This window comes from Syntrophomonas zehnderi OL-4, from assembly GCF_000983115.1.
Taxonomy (GTDB): Bacteria; Bacillota; Syntrophomonadia; order Syntrophomonadales; family Syntrophomonadaceae; genus Syntrophomonas_B; species Syntrophomonas_B zehnderi.
On the sequence record NZ_CGIH01000053.1, the window covers coordinates 16,950 to 33,139 of the forward strand.

Here is a 16,190-nt window from a genome sequence, read left to right on the forward strand (position 1 = left end):
AGAATACAAATATTAAAATATCTATACAACCTGTCTGATGAACAGTTAATACAGGATTTGAGCGTAAATCTGGCTTACAAATGGTTTGTAGGACTTAACCCCGAAGACCCCTTGCCTGAAACCAGCCTGCTAACCAAATTCCGTACCCAACGCTTAAAGGATATCAGCATGGATGCCATAATTACCGAAATCGTAAGGCAATGTGTAGAAAGAGGTCTAATCAAAAGCAGCAACGGCATCGTTATTGATACTACCCATATTGAAGCCAATACCATTAAAACTTGATCAAGGAAATCCAAGCTACAGCCTTTATACCTGTAGTGTCAAGAGAACCGTCCCCTTGACACTATTTGGGTATAGCTTCGTGGGGGGTATATTCTTTGATGCAAATATTATCATCTTCAACATAAGCAATTTCAGGATAGTTGTTTTTAACCAGATCACCTGAAGAACGGGAGATCCGGTCGGCAATACGCAGTTGGCGGGGGGAAAGCTGCAAAGCAAAGATGGTACTGCTGATATCCCCGAAACATCCCGCATGAGCCAGCCCCTCCAGTTTACCGAGGACGATTACATCTTTAGCAGCCGTAATCTCAGCACTTTCATGCACATTTCCCCAGACGATGATAGATGCGTCACTATGGACTCGCTGTCCGCTGCGCAAGGTTTTATATATGATTAAATCCCGACTGGCCGCGGGCTTTTTTTCCGCCCGGGGGGAAGAAGGGGCCTGCATATTGTTTAAGACCATATCGTAATCCAGACAGATCCTTTGCAGGTCAGCCAGTTCATCCTGAGTCAGCAATTTCAAGCCATCGCCCTGAAAAATAACCGATGAACCCGCAAATAGCTGGGGGTTGTTATCTACCTTCGATTTTATTATAGTTATGTATTCTTCCAAACTGCCTTCTCCAAAAACAAAAACCAAACTGTTGTTTAAACCTTTTATATCAAGTTTTGCCACATCCAACTACCTTCCTTTAAGTGGTATGCTGATATCCAGTGCTGAATGGCGGCCCTCGGTAATAAGGTTTACTTCCGGGGTTCCTTCGACATCCATATGTTTGGCAATAACCTCCAGGATTTCTTCCTTTATTGTTTCCATCAGCTGAGAGCTGGCTCCCAGGCGATCATGAGTGAGGACTACCCTTAGGCGGTCATTGGCTTGTTCTCGACTGGAATTTTCCTCGCGTGAATATAGTTTTTTTAAAAACTCCAACACAATACATACCTCCTACTTGCGTGAAAATAGGTTGCGTTTGAGTTTTGACCAGAAGGAGTCATCTTCCATAGGCATCAACTCTACTTCTTCACCCACTAAACGCCGAACAATGTTGCTGAAGGCTTGAGCGGCCGGGGCGTTTTCACTTAACACAATCGGCTCTCCGCGGTTAGTGGAAATAACTACGCTCTTGTCTTCAGGAACCACACCCAATAAATCGATACAAAGATGTTCCATTAGATCTTCAATGCTTAGCATATCGCCGCTTTTAACCATATTAGGCTGCAAGCGGTTGATCAAAAGCTTAATATCATTAAACTGGGCTGACTCCAAAATACCGATAATGCGGTCAGCATCGCGTACAGCAGAGACTTCAGGATTGGTAACCACAATGGCCTTATCGGCGGCGTATATGGCATTTCTAAAACCCTGTTCAATGCCGGCTGGGCAATCCAAAAAGATAAAATCGAAATCAGGTCGCAATTCATCGCATATGGCCTGAACCTGCTCAGCTTTTATATCATCCTTGTTGCGGGTTTGAGCCGCAGGCAGCATATATAAATCCGGAAAGCGTTTGTCTTTGACCAAAGCCTGCTTTAAGGTACACTCACCTTCAGCAACCTGAATAATATCATAAATAACCCGGTTTTCCAGGCCCATGATCAAGTCCAGCTTTTTTAAGCCAATATCAAGATCCATTACAACTACTTTATAGCCCAGCCTGGCCAAACCCGTGCTAAGATTAGCCACAGTCGTAGTTTTACCGACACCGCCTTTGCCTGAGGTGACTACGACCACCTGACCTTCGGTCATCTTATTTCCCATGTCTGTGGTTCCTCCTTATTCTTTGCGCTTCAGCAGCCAACAGGCCACCGCCTTTTTTAAAAATGCAGAAAAAAGAAATATATACTATCTTCATCATTTTATAGCATATTTCCTGCTGAATAAACTTCTATTTCTGGCAAATCTCAGAATTATAATGATTTTGCCGGGAATCATCATAGAGGATCACATTATTAATGAAAATCAAAAAAAAACATGAGTCATAAAAATTGACTCATGTTGAGAGGGAATGTTTACTTCCTTAGGGGGGGAAGTGTTATATATATAATGACATAATTCGACAGCATATGCAACTATATTTTTAATTATTATCCAAAAAAACATGACAACTATAATATTGGAGTATATAAAAATCGAAAACACGCCAAGTTTATAGGTCTTAAAAGGTGTTACTGACCTAGAAATTAAGCAATAAAAATAATATCTTAGTGAAATAAATTGTCGAATAGACCGGTAACAAATACTCCACTCCAATTTAAGCTTTGCAAAATACTGAAAATCCAGGTTTGAAAGGATAAAAGATACAATAGTATTTATAATAAAGAAAATACCTGTATGTTAGAATTGACAGGCTACCCTGACGGATCAACGCCCAGGATCCGGCTTGCGGTGTTTTTATACTTCTTAGGAAGAGACTATAATAATATTGAGTTATCTGCGTATATAGGGTATATAGTTAATTAAAGGTTTTTCACAGCTCCCTAGTATGGCAACTATAAAAAGTCAAATGTCTGAGCCAGAAGATATTTGGTTAAATGATTTGATTCTATTTTTACTAAAATGGATTTAACCTGGTATTCATTATTGGAAAGGGAATTGATCAAATGAAGTTCTTGTCTAAATTAGGCATGGGATTGGCAGGAGTGTTAGTATTTTTTCTGTTTTTCTATGCCGGTGTTTCGCTGACCCAGACCACACCTAAGGTAGCCAAGTTTATTACCGGAATCAACAACTGGGAATATACGGTTCAGGAACAAACCGTGGTCTATTATAGTGACGGTAAAAAAATGGGCAACCTGGGATACAAACGGGAATATAGCAAAGATTTTCCCGAGTTTATGAAAGATGCAGTAGTAGCCGTTGAAGACCGGCGTTTTTATGAACATTCCGGCCTGGATTCCAAAGGAATTGGCCGGGCAATTTATAAAGATGTGATATCCCGCAGTAAATCTGAAGGCGGCAGTACGATTACCATGCAGTTGGCCCGTACTCTTTTTTTAAGCAATGAGAAGGTTTTTTCCCGCAAGGTAAAGGAGGTCTTTATTGCTTCTGCGATTGAAGGCAAGTATACCAAAGAGGCCATTCTCAATATGTATCTAAACGAGATATATATGGGACGCGGCTGTACTGGAATGGGCATAGCGGCTCAGGCCTATTTCGGGAAAGATGTAATGGAACTGAATGAAGCTGAAATATGCGCCCTGGTTGGTATTATCCAGGCGCCTGAATACTATTCGCCGGATCGCAACCTGGAGGCTTTAAAAAAACGCCAGGCGGTAGTAATTTCAGTTCTGGTCAAGCAGGGTTTGATAAGTGCTGAAGAAGGGGAAGTGTTAAAAGAGCAACCGCTTTCTTTTAAACCCTTCCGCCAGACTCTAAATGCTCACCCTTATTATATGGCTTATCTGGCTAACCAACTGGAGGGCATGGTAGGGGCACAACAACTCTACCATGGCGGTCTGCATGTTTATACCAGTGTGGATAGCCGTATGCAGAAAGCCGCTGAATACGCAGTGGAAAAACAGGCCGCGACCTTTGCTGCCCGGGGAATATCAGCCAAGGACATAGCCGTGGTATCGATTGATCCCAAAACCGGCGGAATCAAAGCTATGGTGGGCGGGGTTGACTGGGAAAAAAATCAGCTAAATATGGCGATATTGCCACGTCAGCCCGGTTCGGCCATCAAACCTTTATATTATGCCGCTGCGATTGATGAAGGCATCATAAATCAAAACACAGAGTTAAATAATAGCCCCCGCAGTTTCAATGGCTACACACCCAAAAACTACGCGGCTAGCCCCGGTATGACCACGACCCGTCAGGCTATTGTGAATTCTTATAATGTGGCATCGGTTGAAGTTTTAAATAAGCTGGGGGTAGAAAAAGCGGTTAGTTATCTAAAAGATTATGGTATCACGACTATAGAACCAACGGATCATAATCTGGCTCTGGGGCTGGGGGGAATGACGCGGGGAATTTCGCCGGTGCAAATGGCGGCAGCTTATGCGATCTTTCCAACTAACGGAGTATATACGAAATACTATAATATAGAAAAAATCGTAAATAGTAAGGATGTAGTGATTTATAAAAACCGCTCCAAATCAAAAACTGTTATTAAAAGCAGTACAGCAGCTACTATGGACAGTATCCTGAAAGATACCGTTAGTTACGGCACTGGTTCGACAGCCAGGATCGCCATTCGAAGCGGAGGCAAAACCGGAACCACATCGGATAGCAAGGATCTATGGTATTTGGGTTATACCTCCGAATTGGTAACCGCAGTTTGGACAGGGAACAGCGATGGAACTCCTGTAAATGGAAGTCGTGCTTATGGTGGAAGTGTATCGGGACTGATATGGAAAGAATATATGAACCGGCTTATCTCCCAGGGGGTTTTTGCCGGCAAGTATGTGGAGGTACCGGAGGAAACACCAGAGGAGGAAGAACCTGATATCGAAGAACCGATAAGAGAGGAACCAGGCACAGAACAGCCTCCTGATGTTGAAGTGCCGATTGTTCCGGCACCGGAGCCTGTACCGCCCGGAGATAACAATGGGGACATAAATCCCCCCGATCCCGGCGAGGGAGAGGATAATCAAACCTAGATCTATTTTCATATTGGGATAGGAGAATTAAAAGATGAGATATGAGGGGCAGATATTCAGGCCTTTTAGTGAGGCTAACAGTTATTTGTTGCAGTGTACTATCGGTTGTTCGCACAACCGCTGCACTTTTTGCGGGATGTATAAAGATAAAAAATACCGAGTACGCAGTATGGAGGAGATCAAAAACGATATAAAAATGGCCCGCCAGTATTACGGGGATGTGGAAAAAGTTTTTCTATGCGATGGTGATGCTATTGCCATAGATACTGATATGCTGCTGGAAATACTGGCCGAGCTATATAAAAGTTTTCCCAGCCTGCGTCATGTAGGAACCTACGCGGGTCCGAACAGTACCCTAAAAAAGAGCCTCTCTGAGTTATCGGCGCTGCGGGCGTCTGGTCTTACTAAAGCTTACTTGGGGGTTGAAACCGGAGATGAAGATCTCTTAAAACAGGTTAATAAAGGGGTTACTTATGACGAAATGCTGCAGACGGGACGTAACCTCATAAATAGCGGTATAAATCTATCTGCCATGGTGCTTTTAGGTCTGGCCGGCAAAGGAATTCGTTCCCAGGAACACGCTTTAGCTACTGCCCGTATCACGAATGAAATGAAACCGGCTTATCTAGCCGCCTTAACTGTTACGCCGGTACCCGGTACGGTTCTTTTCCGTCAGGTACAGGAGGGCGAATTTCAGCTCTTGGATGCATTCGAAACCCTGGAGGAAATGAAAACTATATTTAACAACATCACCATAGATAATCTAAAATTTGTGGGTAGTCATGCCTCTAATTACCTGCCTATACAAGGAACCCTGCAACAAGATAAAGCGGCTATGGTAAACATGGTGGACCAAGTTTTGGAGTCCCGAGATACACGCTACCTGCGCAGTGAAAAGATGAGAGGATTATAAGATTGGAAGGTAGGAAGGACTGAAGACATAATATCCATAAAAAAAACTTTGCTTTATGGATATCTAAAGCTTGTTCCACCAGTCATGCTTGCTATTTACCAGGAATACGGCTGCGACTGCCAATGCCAGGCCGATCGACATTATGACTAGCAAAATGGTTACGAATGTAGCGATGGAATCCATAATATTCCCCCCCCGGAATCTATTATGAATAGCTATTTTTCTACAATATATCATATCATAATCTATGTGCAAATTATAGTATAATCTGCCCAAAAACACGATCAGCCTTATGGCTGATCGTGTTTTTGATTCGGAAACAATTGTTATGCTCCTGATTAATATAGAGAAAGGAGGTATTCTAATTGAGAATTTCTGAGGATCAGGTTTTGGGTATTTATAAACGTACCCTCAGCCCGCTAGCCTGGAGTCCGCCTGGCGTTTCATTAATTGCCGCACGGAAAATCTGGCCTTCCACCCAGGGGAAAGGCATTGTAGTAGCTATTCTGGATACCGGTGTCGATTATAATCATCCCGATTTAAAAGGAAGTATTATTGGTGGGATAAGCTTTGTATCCGCAGAGAAGGATTTTATCGATCTTAATGGGCACGGCACTCACGTAGCCGGGACTGTTGCAGCTAATGGGAGAATTCTGGGGGTTGCTCCGCAGAGCAAGATCCTGGCGGTAAAAGTGCTGGGCCAAGATGGTTACGGCAGTAATCAGGGAATCAGCAAGGGCCTTGAATATGCCCGCCGTTGGAAGGGAACCCGGGGAGAAGTGGTGAATGTTGTCAATATGAGCCTGGGAGGTTCAACCGGGGATCCGGGCCTTCATTATGAGATAAAAAAAGCGGTTCAGGCAGGTATAACCGTAGTATGTGCCGCAGGCAATGTCGGTGACGGACAAAAGGATACCCGGGAAATATCATATCCCGCCTACTACCTGGAAACTATTGCGGTGGGAGCAGTTGATCTTAAAACCGGAATAGCTAATTTCAGCAATTCCAACAACCGCATTAACATCGTCGCACCTGGGGTTAAGACTTATTCCACCTACCCGGGCGGCAAGTATGTTGAGTTGTCCGGCACTTCGATGGCTGCACCCCATATTAGCGGAGCGGTGGCTTTAATCTGCGCTCGCTACAAAAAACGCTTCGGGGTTTTTCCTGATATGCGCACTGTTAGTCTTCTTTTACAGTATAGCAGCATTGATTTGGGGGAAGTAGGTTATGATGAACTGTACGGTTTTGGTTTGTTCAGCTTTAATCCCGATGGCGGCAAGAACTTTTGGTTTTTTAGCGGCAGCAGACAATATCAGCTTAATGGCAGGGAGGCTGAACTGAAAGCACCACTTTTAAAAAATGGCGGGGAAATTTATGCTCCTTTGCAGGAGATATCCGATCTGCTAGGTTCAGACAGCAATCCTGTTCCTGCCACCGCAGGATACCCTGAGGATGGATTGCAGATCTGGGTATAAGACATGCTGGTAATTGCACATTTTATTTTTTAAAAAAGGAAATACTCAATCGCTGGTAGAATAATATTAATAGTGAGTTAGGCATGATGTTGAAGCAAAAAATAGTAGTAGAAAAGGGGGATGGTGCGATGCCTGATAGACTACACATATTTGCAGTTTCTGACTCAGTGGGTGAAACAGCTGAAAAAATTGCAGTTGCTTCCGTTTTGCAGTTTAAAATTGAGAGAAGTATTACCAGGTTTTCTCGCGTAACCAAAGAGGAACAGGTGCTTCATATCCTGGATAAAGCCATTGAAGAAGATGCGATAATTATTTATACCATCGTAAAACCCGAACTTTCCGAATATCTTGATAAAGAAGCACGATCCCGGGGAATCGTAGCAGTTAACGTAATGGAGCCTATTTTTAATGCCATTATGGACAAAACCGGTTTGCAGCCCGCCTATATTTCCGGGCTTACTCACAAAATGGACGATAATTACTTTAACCGGGTAAAAGCAATTGAGTTTACCATTGACCATGATAACGGACAGAATCTGGATACGATAAATCAAGCGGATTTAATCATTCTCGGTTTGCCGCGCACCTCTAAGACGCCCTTGTCGATGCATCTGGCCAACGTAGGTATAAAAGTGGCTAATTTCCCGATTGATCTTCATACTGAGATTCCCGAACAGATCATGGAACTTAAGGAAAAGGTACCTATGGTGGGGCTAACTATCGATATAGATACCCTTTTAGAGTTGCGCAAAGAAAGGGCCCGCAGTTTCGATCTTCCCCAGGATATTGACAGCCTGGATGATCTGGTAGCCGAGGAACTTGACAATGCCTATCGGATTTATGCCAAGCTAAAATGTCTGGTGATTGATGTAACCCTGGATGATATCGAAGAAATAGCCAACACTATTACCCATAAATTCAATCTGCCATTAAAAGTATTTCATCATCGCTTTAAATAACTAACGGTTGGCGGCGGGATTTAAATATCCCGCCGTTGTTTTTTGGATATGTTTTATTGGAGGAAGCCGATGCCTTACGTATATATATTGAAATGTCAGGACGATACCTATTATACCGGCTATGCCGTTGATTTAGAGAAACGTTTGGAAGAACATCAACAAGGAACGGCCTGCAAATACACCCGCGGACGACGCCCGGTAGAGCTGGTATACTGGGAAAAATATCCAACCAAAAGCGAGGCCCTTAAGCGTGAATACCGGATTAAACAGCTTAGCAGAACGGCCAAAAAAAACCTAATCGCCAGCCATCTGTCACATAAAATCTGTGGATCGGGAGAGAATAAGGCTAACAATTTATGATTGGGAGGCAGGCAGATGAGGGCTAAAGAAGGTAAAATTATGGCCAAGCAGGATTTTTTAAAAGATGGATTGTACACTAAGGAACAGTACGAGGGTTTACTGGTTAGTTCCGATCTGGAACAAGGCTGCTATAATATTGGTGTGCAATTAGACGAAAATACCGTCCTGGTAGTTGACCATTCCAGCGATACGGAAGTAAGACAAAAGATCCTTAATTGGTCAGCCCAGATTGAGGATATCAAGGAACAATACAACGTCGATACCAACCTCCAAAACTATACCCGATAAAAAGTCATAACGCATCCACAAGCGTCTTTTACTAAGGAAGGGGGATTAACCTCCTTCCTAGTTTTAAGCTTGAATATATCCTGAAACTAAGTTACAATATTCTTTGCATCGGGATGTAGCGCAGCTTGGTAGCGCGTCTGGTTCGGGACCAGAAGGCCGCAGGTTCGAATCCTGTCATCCCGACCATTTTATGACTTAGAAAGCCCAATATATTGCAAGTTAGCAGGACGGCTAAAAAATATTAAGAGGTCGATTATAGTTCCGTAAGAATCCTAAGTATCGGGATAGTTTTATATGAATCCAGGCAAGTGACACACAAAAATAGCGGGTGAAAAGACCCGCTATTTTGTTGCCCCAAGAATATACACATATCTTCACAGTAAACCAGATGATTGGGTACTACGGATAGCTAATATATTAAAATAGGGACTGAAGGTCGTGATGCAATACGAACCGCTCTGAAGGAACTTGACCAAAGCGGATACATTGAAAGAAAAGCATATTAGAATGAAGAAGCAAAAAAACTAGATGGTTGGATCTGGTATATCTAATGAGACACCAACCACTAGTGATACTAAAGAACAGTGGTTGTGAACAATGTTAGAGTAATATCACATAGTTGGCTAAACCGTTTCAATACAAGGTGATACACCTTTTTAAAATCTCATCTTCCCAGTAAACACCAAAGGGATTTAATCTTGAAAGTGTCCCCCTGTTTGCTTGCAGTTATCGCCATATAAATGATATTGTTTTAGATATGAGTCCTTAAGAACTGATCAATCGAACAACTTAAAGCATTTCAAAATGGAGGCGATTTTAATGAATACAGTTGAAAAGGCCCTAATGCATGCCCTGTTTGTCCATCTGCATCACAACACTGATAAGGCTATTGATTTTGCCCTGTTTAAACAGCTGAATCAGAAGGTTGAACAGATCTGGCCGGGGGCTTTGCTGGTAGGGCCTGATGCCAATGATGACGCGGCTGTGGTCAGGATTCCTGATACCGATTGCTTTATCACTGCGAAAATGGAAAGTCATTGTTCACCTAGTGTTCCGCGGCCTTATGATGCTGCTGCTACCGGAGCCGGCGGGGCAATGCGTGACGTAGTTGCCATGGGCGCACGCCCCATGTTTTTGTTGGATTTTATCGGTACCCGTCCCCTGGAAGAGGAAGTTATTGTTGGGCCCTGTGGTTTTAAGGACGAATGTACCTGCGGTAAATGTGAAGTCATGACCAGCCAGGCGAGAATCAACCTGATGTTAAAAGGCATAGCCGATATGTGTGAATCGATGGGGGTATTTGTAGTGGGGGGAGGTTTTTCAACTTCCTTCAGTGATATTGTCCCGGCCGTGGTCGTTTCAGTAATCGGTAAGCAGGTTACCGATAAGCCTCTTACGAAACCGGCCAAGTCCTCCGGTGATAGAATAATTATAATTGGGGAAACCGGTACAGATGGCAACGACACCCTGTATAGAGCAGGATTGGTACCGGTTTTGCAGCCGGCGCTGGCCGACTTTAATGCAGAAAAGGTTACCATGGAGGCCACCCTGGCCGCTTTTAAAACCGGCAAAATTAAAGCCTGTTCAGATCTGGGAGCAGCCGGTATAGGTGCTGCGGTTTGCGAGTCAGCCCGTTTTGGGGGATTAGGAGCCCGGGTGGAACTCGATAAAGTGCCGGTAAAAACTGATTCTATAAGCCCGGAAGAGGTTTTTATTTGTGAGACTCAGGCGCGTATGTTGCTGCAGGTTCAGCCGGAGCACGTTGAGGAAGTATTGGAAGCTATCCGTAGTAAAAATGGAGTTGCCGCGGAAATAGGCGAGATTACCGACCAGGATTACAGTGTTTTTGCATACCGGGATCAAATCGTTGCCACCATTCCAAACCGGCCTTCACAGGAACAAATGCTGGTTCTGACCGCTCAATAGCAAAATATAAAGATGGGCAGGCCAAGAAGTGTCCTTTATCCTGCCCATTTTATATTTAATAAGAGATGTTACAGATCTATTTTGACTGGATCATCCGGAGATAAATTTACTTTCCATTCTTGTACTTCCGGATCAAATTCAGTCATTTCGCCCATCGGTATCTTCCAGTACTTTCCCCACCCGGTGACAGCAACCTCTCCATTTTTAAGAAGTATTTCGCCGGTACCTTCAAGTAGTTTACGGGAATCTCGGGAGAGGCGGGCAACTACCCGAAGTTCTTCGTCCAAGGGGATCGGTTTTTTGTATTTGAGGTTTAATTCTACCGTTACTCCAAATTGTTGGGGATCTTTCATCATAACCAAACGGCCTATGGTTTCATCCAATATGGCACCGGCGATTCCGCCGTGCATTCTTTCTGGATAGCTTTGATGTTCATCCCGGGGTTTGAATATTGCTACCAGTTCATTATTCTCCAATTCATAAAAAGAGGCCTTAAGGCCCAAATCATTTTGTAATCCGCAAACTAGGCATTTTTTACTGTTTTCCTGTTTTCTAACTACCTTGTACTCCATATTAGTCTCCTTTTTATGACAGTCTCTGGCTGACTCTCCGTTTCATACATTCATTATAATCAAGCAGTTTAATATCGCCAACATGTTCCAGCTCTTATTTTGCCCTTCGCTAGACCATCAACTGCCTATAAAGAGCGGCATAAGCTGCCAGTTCTTCTTCCAGCCTATAATTGGTTTCTACCAGTCGGCGGGCGGCCAGTCCCATCTTTTTTAAAACTTCTGGATTACTAATGAATATTTTAGCCGCCTGGCTGAATTCGGTCGCATCGTTTGCGTAAAAACCTTCCTGGCCTGATTGTATAATATTCAGATTGCCGGGTACTGCAGTCATTATGCAGGGTTTGCCAAGGCTCATGGCTTCCAGAACCGCCTGGGGCTGACCTTCCGCCTGGGATGTGTTGATAACCGCATCCACCATTTCTATTAGGCCGCGGGTCTGATTGTGGGCTATTTCACCCAGGTATTTGGCCCAGGGCAGGTTACTGATTCTGGTTCGGATGATCTGGCTGTAGTCGGGATTGATATCCGCCCCTATTATCAAAAGGCGCAGATGAGGATATTCGCGGTAAACGGGCTCTAATGCATCCAGGGCTAAATCAATATTTTTAACCGGTCTAAGTCCGCTGGGCAGAAAGAAAATAAAATCATCATTATTATAACCCAACTGCCGACGGTTCCAGTAATTTCCCGCGGGCAGATAGATGCCCTGGGGGATGGTAATTAATTTGGGCAATAATTCGGGATGAGACTGTCTGATAACCTCAACAAAATCCCGGTTAAACACAACTATTCGATCGGCCGCCTGCCAGGCTAACTCCACGTAGTTTTTTTCGCTTCCATGTATATCATAATTAATATCTGTCCCGGTGGTAGTAAGGATAAAGGGCAGGTCGTTCAAGGCAGGGTACTCTGCCAGGAGACGGCCTGTATACCGGCCATGAAATGCATGCAGGAGGGCATATTTTTGGTTTTTAAGCCGGTTTTTAAAAAAAAATTCAGCCTGATTTTCCTCCAGGGAAAGCAAATCTATATTAAAACCACAGTTTTGCAGACCATTTTTCAGGCGGGCGCTGGTCAGGCTGTTACCGCGTTGCTGGCTGTGGAAGGGAGTAATCATTAATACTTTCGATTCTGATGCTGACATAAAGGCTGAATTCAACTCCTTTAAGGGTCTAAAAATCACCGGGTTGAGCTTTGATTACCTGGAAACACTCACAGTATTGTCCCACATTATTCATGACCGCTCGATACCGGTTTAATCCTTTAACAGCGTCATCATAGGCGGTGTCTTTTATTTGGGACTGATGTTTACGCAAGGCAGCCAATTTTATCTCCATAAAATCAGTGATATCTTCTGTCCAATGATAAGTTTGCAGGGGTGTCCATACCTCATAGCCTAGTATAGTGCCGGTTGACCAGGTATTATTACCACAGTTTTGAAACCAGGGACCGGCTGCTTTTTTAGCGGCCTCGCTTACTAATTGGTAGGTCATCTGGTGATCCCTTACTGATTCCAGCGCATGGGGCAGGTAAATTTGAGTGGGCTTTCTGTCGCGGATGAGCTTGATCAAACACTCCAAATATCCCGGCTGAAAAGAAATATATCCATCCGGAAAGCGAAGAAAAACAAGATCTGTAACCCCTAATACAGCAGAGGCCTGTCGAGCCTCTGCTTCTCTTCTAAGGATAAGATCGGCCGGGGGGTACACAAGGCTGCCGGCTTCGCCGGAAGATAGATATACGATGGCAACTGAATCTCCTTTATGACTATGTTTGGCTATAGTTCCCCCGCAGGCGATAACATCATCATCGGGATGGGGCGCAAAAACCAATACCCGCTCCATTCTAACCCTCCTGATACTGTAATTATGTATATTTTGCTTCATATTAGTATAAGGTAAAGTATCTATAAATGTTAAGTATTAAAGTAGTGTTAAAGATTTCGTCGTCAAACCGTTTTCATAATATCATGGTATCTGCCCAGGTGGAAACGTATTTAACAACAATATCTTAAGATGGATTTTTTCATATAAAGTATTTACTATTTTAATTACATTAATGGTATAATATGGTACAAAACCCATAAGATAATTAAGACAAAGGAGAGTGCATATTATGAAATGGGAGACAGTTAATCTGGATATAATGGAAAACGGTGTGGCCATTCTGACGTTTAACCGCCCGGAATTTCTAAATTCTGTAAATTGGCAGTTTTGTCAGGATGTGCCGGCGGCCTGTAGGGTTGTCAGCAGCAGGGACGACATAAAAGTTTTGATAATAACCGGGGCCGGGGCCGGATGGTCTAGTGGAGGAGATATAGCTACACTTTTTGGTATGCAGGATCCGGTCGATGCCAAAGAAACGTATGATTTTTCCACAGGCATTGTCAATGCCATCTATGAACTAGAAAAACCGGTAATTGCCGCTGTTAATGGGGCGGTAGCAGGGGCTTCTCTGGCATCATGTATGGCCTGTGATCTCATAGTCGCCTCCGAAAAGGCACGTTTCGCCTTTTCTTTTATCCAGATTGGGTTTTGCCCAGATAGCGGTACTTCATATTTTCTGACTCAGAAGTTGGGTTACCATAAAGCCGCGGAAATATTATGGTTCGGAAAAATGCTTAAAGCCGATGAAGCTTACCAGTTAGGCCTGGTAAACCAAGTAGTATCCCCTGAAAACCTGTTGGAGGAAACTATTAAAATGGCTGAAAAGCTTGCTAAGGCTCCACTTTTAGCCATCGGATTGGACAAGAAACTTTTGCGGGCGGCATTAAAAAATGATTTTTACCAGCAGGCCGAATTGGAAGCCATGTACCAGGTATTAACCTGGTCCTCGGAGGATTTCAAAGAAGGCTGCGCTGCTTTTCAAGAAAAGCGCGCTCCGGTTTTTAAAGGAAGATAGATTTTGGCTTGAAAGTGATGAATGATCCTTTCCTGATATTCAAAGTGAACAAAAAAGAGAGCCCTGAGGGAGGGCTCACAAAGAAAAAGATTGGGATTGGATACTAGAAAGAGTCATCTTACTAGCCAACATCATCCGCCAGGGTAGCTTTTACAGCAAAATACTGAAAATAAAAAGCCAGACCCTGCGTACAGAGGTCTGGCATAAAAGGCTGTACCACAATAAAGCCTTTACAGCTCGCTCCTTTCCGCATGGGAGGCGTAACCGTTTCCAGTTGCACCCTATCGGTCGTAAAACCATGGTTTAAGCTTTAGGTCTTAAGACTCGGAGACTGAAGACTATTTGAGTTGACTAATTCCAGTTATATAAATTGTAAACCGTGCTGACAAATACTGCAAGCGAAATCTTTAACAAGATAAATGGGCCGTCGGTTCTGCCTCGTTTAATTTTAAAAGACGGTTTCTCCCCGCAGAAAGGCAGCCGTGCGCAGATCCTGGGGTTTAGTAAATAAATCCTGACCTCCTTGTTCGATTATATGTCCTTCGTGAATAAAGATAACCTCATCAGCTAATCGTTTCGCTTGGAAAAGGTTGTGTGTTACCATGATAATTGTGATATCTTGATCTTTATTAATGTTTTTAATCTGTTTTTCTATTTCAGCGGCACTGGATATATCTATATTAGAGGTAGGTTCATCCAAGAACAGAATCCGCGGCTTTATGGCTACGGCTCTGGCAATAGCTACTTTTTGGCGCTCACCTCCTGATAAGGTGTGGGCGTCAGCGGCGCGGTAAGCCGACATGCCTACCATCTCCAGCGCTTCGGCTACCCGGTTTTGCACTGCCTTTTCGGATATTTTGCGCACTCCAAGCCCATAGGCAACGTTATAGTCAACCGTACCCTGAAACATGAAGGAGGTTTGCGTAACCATGGACATTTGCCGGCGCAGTCTTAAAAGTTGTTGTTTTTGCCATTTGACCGTTTCGCCCAGCACTTCCAAATAACCTGCATCATTTACCAGTAATAAGGCCATAATTCTAAGCAAAGTACTTTTACCGGAGCCATTTGGACCTATTACTGTAGTTATTTTGCCACCTTTTACAGCCAGTTGATCGACATCTAGAACGACACGTTCGCCATAGCGTTTAATTACTTTATGTAATTTTAATGGTGTTGTCATAACTAAAAGACCTCTTCTCCAGCATAAGTATAGCCGTATTGATAATAAAAGATAAAGTCAGCAGGATAATGCCGATGGCAATAGCGGTACTGAAGTTTCCCATGCGGGTTTCCAGTACTATTGAGGTAGTTAACACCCGGGTACTCCAGCGGATATTGCCTCCTACCAGCATAACTGCTCCGACTTCCGCAATAACCCGACCCAAGGCAGTACTCAGGGCCGCTACTATACCTATCCGGGCTTCGCGAATGATAGCTCGGCTGGCTTGGCGTTGAGAAGCACCCAGGGTAACTGCCGTATCATAGACTTCCTGATTCAAGGCCATTACGGCGCGGGCTGTCAGGCCGCAGATGATAGGAGCTGCCAGTAATATCTGGGCTATTATCATAGCCGTAGGGGTAAACAATAGCTGATACTGGCCCAGGGGACCCCGATAAGTAAGCAATAAATACACAAACAAGCCTGCCAGTACTGGTGGCAGGCCCATAAGTGTATAGATGATATTTAAAAAAAATCTCTTGCCGGGAATATCTTTTAGTGCCAAAGCAGCACCAGCAGGTACCCCAATCAGAGCTGACAGGATTAAGGCAGTCAGTGATACCTGAAGGGACAGCGCGGTAACCTGAAAGATTTCTTTATCCAGTTGCCAGATTAAACAAACACCTTCTTTGATTCCTTGCACGAATATTTCCATGCCAGTCCTCCTGTTTTAATTCCTGCCGG

General features: G+C 43.8%; 17 protein-coding genes, 1 tRNA gene, 1 pseudogene and 1 riboswitch. Of the genes and pseudogenes, 10 read left to right on the forward strand and 9 right to left on the reverse strand.

Annotation, left to right across the window (positions count from 1 at the left end; translation table 11 throughout):
• Nucleotides 1–279, forward strand: a pseudogene (locus tag AAV90_RS13585) (transposase); the annotation flags it as partial.
• A gap of 67 nt (nucleotides 280–346) precedes the next feature.
• Here AAV90_RS13585 and AAV90_RS14280 read toward each other — a convergent pair.
• Genes AAV90_RS14280 through minD form a run of 3 tightly spaced genes read right to left on the reverse strand, consistent with a single transcriptional unit; the run spans nucleotide 347 to nucleotide 2,047 of the window.
• A complete protein-coding gene (locus AAV90_RS14280; RefSeq protein ID WP_157609592.1) occupies nucleotides 347–964 on the reverse strand; it encodes a septum site-determining protein MinC in 618 nt (205 codons plus the stop codon).
• A 6-nt stretch (nucleotides 965–970) separates the two neighbouring features.
• Nucleotides 971–1,222 carry a cell division topological specificity factor MinE gene (minE, locus tag AAV90_RS13595; RefSeq protein ID WP_046500109.1) on the reverse strand — a complete coding sequence of 84 codons (252 nt, stop codon included), beginning with the start codon at nucleotides 1,220–1,222 and terminating at the stop codon, nucleotides 971–973.
• A 12-nt stretch (nucleotides 1,223–1,234) separates the two neighbouring features.
• A complete protein-coding gene (gene minD / locus AAV90_RS13600) occupies nucleotides 1,235–2,047 on the reverse strand; it encodes a septum site-determining protein MinD (protein WP_084691624.1) in 813 nt (270 codons plus the stop codon).
• Between the two features lie 842 nt (nucleotides 2,048–2,889).
• On the opposite strand from minD, the gene AAV90_RS13610 reads away from it, so the two are divergent.
• The 8 genes from AAV90_RS13610 to AAV90_RS13645 all read left to right on the forward strand — a co-directional run bounded on the left by AAV90_RS13610 (nucleotide 2,890) and on the right by AAV90_RS13645 (nucleotide 10,814).
• Nucleotides 2,890–4,890 carry a transglycosylase domain-containing protein gene (locus AAV90_RS13610; RefSeq protein ID WP_052729819.1) on the forward strand — a complete coding sequence of 667 codons (2,001 nt, stop codon included), beginning with the start codon at nucleotides 2,890–2,892 and terminating at the stop codon, nucleotides 4,888–4,890.
• Nucleotides 4,891–4,924: 34 nt separating this feature from the next.
• Nucleotides 4,925–5,803, forward strand: a complete 879-nt coding sequence (locus tag AAV90_RS13615; RefSeq protein WP_046500114.1) for a B12-binding domain-containing radical SAM protein — start codon at nucleotides 4,925–4,927, stop codon at nucleotides 5,801–5,803.
• A gap of 365 nt (nucleotides 5,804–6,168) precedes the next feature.
• A complete protein-coding gene (locus AAV90_RS13620) occupies nucleotides 6,169–7,281 on the forward strand; it encodes a S8 family peptidase (RefSeq protein ID WP_052729820.1) in 1,113 nt (370 codons plus the stop codon).
• A gap of 128 nt (nucleotides 7,282–7,409) precedes the next feature.
• Nucleotides 7,410–8,240, forward strand: coding sequence for a pyruvate, water dikinase regulatory protein (locus tag AAV90_RS13625; RefSeq protein ID WP_046500115.1), 831 nt, complete (start codon nucleotides 7,410–7,412; stop codon nucleotides 8,238–8,240).
• A gap of 69 nt (nucleotides 8,241–8,309) precedes the next feature.
• Nucleotides 8,310–8,600: a GIY-YIG nuclease family protein gene (locus AAV90_RS13630; protein ID WP_046500117.1), complete on the forward strand. Its 291-nt coding sequence runs from the start codon at nucleotides 8,310–8,312 to the stop codon at nucleotides 8,598–8,600.
• Nucleotides 8,601–8,615: 15 nt separating this feature from the next.
• Nucleotides 8,616–8,888 (forward strand): hypothetical protein, encoded by a 273-nt coding sequence (locus tag AAV90_RS13635; protein WP_046500119.1) that lies wholly within the window; start codon nucleotides 8,616–8,618, stop codon nucleotides 8,886–8,888.
• Between the two features lie 109 nt (nucleotides 8,889–8,997).
• Nucleotides 8,998–9,074: transfer RNA gene (locus AAV90_RS13640), tRNA-Pro, on the forward strand.
• A 633-nt stretch (nucleotides 9,075–9,707) separates the two neighbouring features.
• Nucleotides 9,708–10,814 (forward strand): AIR synthase-related protein, encoded by a 1,107-nt coding sequence (locus AAV90_RS13645; protein WP_046500121.1) that lies wholly within the window; start codon nucleotides 9,708–9,710, stop codon nucleotides 10,812–10,814.
• Between the two features lie 68 nt (nucleotides 10,815–10,882).
• On the opposite strand, the gene AAV90_RS13650 is transcribed toward AAV90_RS13645, so the two are convergent.
• The 3 genes from AAV90_RS13650 to AAV90_RS13660 form a co-directional block, all read right to left on the reverse strand.
• The gene (locus AAV90_RS13650) at nucleotides 10,883–11,386 is read right to left on the reverse strand and encodes a PaaI family thioesterase (protein WP_046500123.1); all 504 of its coding nucleotides are present in this window, start codon (nucleotides 11,384–11,386) and stop codon (nucleotides 10,883–10,885) included.
• Nucleotides 11,387–11,495: 109 nt separating this feature from the next.
• Nucleotides 11,496–12,530 carry a glycosyltransferase gene (locus AAV90_RS13655; protein ID WP_046500124.1) on the reverse strand — a complete coding sequence of 345 codons (1,035 nt, stop codon included), beginning with the start codon at nucleotides 12,528–12,530 and terminating at the stop codon, nucleotides 11,496–11,498.
• Between the two features lie 28 nt (nucleotides 12,531–12,558).
• Nucleotides 12,559–13,230, reverse strand: a complete 672-nt coding sequence (locus AAV90_RS13660; protein ID WP_046500126.1) for a PIG-L deacetylase family protein — start codon at nucleotides 13,228–13,230, stop codon at nucleotides 12,559–12,561.
• A 271-nt stretch (nucleotides 13,231–13,501) separates the two neighbouring features.
• On the opposite strand from AAV90_RS13660, the gene AAV90_RS13665 reads away from it, so the two are divergent.
• Nucleotides 13,502–14,287: an enoyl-CoA hydratase/isomerase family protein gene (locus tag AAV90_RS13665; protein ID WP_046500128.1), complete on the forward strand. Its 786-nt coding sequence runs from the start codon at nucleotides 13,502–13,504 to the stop codon at nucleotides 14,285–14,287.
• A gap of 121 nt (nucleotides 14,288–14,408) precedes the next feature.
• On the opposite strand, the gene AAV90_RS15645 is transcribed toward AAV90_RS13665, so the two are convergent.
• From AAV90_RS15645 to AAV90_RS13675, 3 genes are all read right to left on the reverse strand, one after another.
• Nucleotides 14,409–14,540, reverse strand: coding sequence for a hypothetical protein (locus AAV90_RS15645; protein ID WP_278279310.1), 132 nt, complete (start codon nucleotides 14,538–14,540; stop codon nucleotides 14,409–14,411).
• A riboswitch (molybdenum cofactor riboswitch) is annotated at nucleotides 14,512–14,629 on the reverse strand. It overlaps the preceding gene by 29 nt.
• Nucleotides 14,630–14,735: 106 nt before the next feature.
• Nucleotides 14,736–15,467, reverse strand: coding sequence for an ABC transporter ATP-binding protein (locus AAV90_RS13670; RefSeq protein WP_046500130.1), 732 nt, complete (start codon nucleotides 15,465–15,467; stop codon nucleotides 14,736–14,738).
• Nucleotides 15,442–16,161 (reverse strand): ABC transporter permease, encoded by a 720-nt coding sequence (locus AAV90_RS13675; RefSeq protein WP_046500132.1) that lies wholly within the window; start codon nucleotides 16,159–16,161, stop codon nucleotides 15,442–15,444. The genes AAV90_RS13670 and AAV90_RS13675 overlap by 26 nt, the downstream gene beginning before the upstream one ends.
• Nucleotides 16,162–16,190: the final 29 nt, after the last annotated feature.

Excerpts from the sequence above, each read along its gene's own strand:
- minD (WP_084691624.1), bottom strand. The coding sequence starts at position 2,047 with ATGGGAAATAAGATGACCGAAGGTCAGGTGGTCGTAGTCACCTCAGGC.
- AAV90_RS13610 (WP_052729819.1), top strand. The coding sequence starts at position 2,890 with ATGAAGTTCTTGTCTAAATTAGGCATGGGATTGGCAGGAGTGTTAGTA.
- AAV90_RS13615 (WP_046500114.1), top strand. The coding sequence starts at position 4,925 with ATGAGATATGAGGGGCAGATATTCAGGCCTTTTAGTGAGGCTAACAGT.
- AAV90_RS13625 (WP_046500115.1), top strand. The coding sequence starts at position 7,410 with ATGCCTGATAGACTACACATATTTGCAGTTTCTGACTCAGTGGGTGAA.
- AAV90_RS13630 (WP_046500117.1), top strand. The coding sequence starts at position 8,310 with ATGCCTTACGTATATATATTGAAATGTCAGGACGATACCTATTATACC.
- AAV90_RS13635 (WP_046500119.1), top strand. The coding sequence starts at position 8,616 with ATGAGGGCTAAAGAAGGTAAAATTATGGCCAAGCAGGATTTTTTAAAA.
- AAV90_RS13645 (WP_046500121.1), top strand. The coding sequence starts at position 9,708 with ATGAATACAGTTGAAAAGGCCCTAATGCATGCCCTGTTTGTCCATCTG.
- AAV90_RS13650 (WP_046500123.1), bottom strand. The coding sequence starts at position 11,386 with ATGGAGTACAAGGTAGTTAGAAAACAGGAAAACAGTAAAAAATGCCTA.
- AAV90_RS13655 (WP_046500124.1), bottom strand. The coding sequence starts at position 12,530 with ATGTCAGCATCAGAATCGAAAGTATTAATGATTACTCCCTTCCACAGC.
- AAV90_RS13660 (WP_046500126.1), bottom strand. The coding sequence starts at position 13,230 with ATGGAGCGGGTATTGGTTTTTGCGCCCCATCCCGATGATGATGTTATC.
- AAV90_RS13665 (WP_046500128.1), top strand. The coding sequence starts at position 13,502 with ATGAAATGGGAGACAGTTAATCTGGATATAATGGAAAACGGTGTGGCC.
- AAV90_RS15645 (WP_278279310.1), bottom strand. The coding sequence starts at position 14,540 with ATGCGGAAAGGAGCGAGCTGTAAAGGCTTTATTGTGGTACAGCCTTTT.
- AAV90_RS13670 (WP_046500130.1), bottom strand. The coding sequence starts at position 15,467 with ATGACAACACCATTAAAATTACATAAAGTAATTAAACGCTATGGCGAA.
- AAV90_RS13675 (WP_046500132.1), bottom strand. The coding sequence starts at position 16,161 with ATGGAAATATTCGTGCAAGGAATCAAAGAAGGTGTTTGTTTAATCTGG.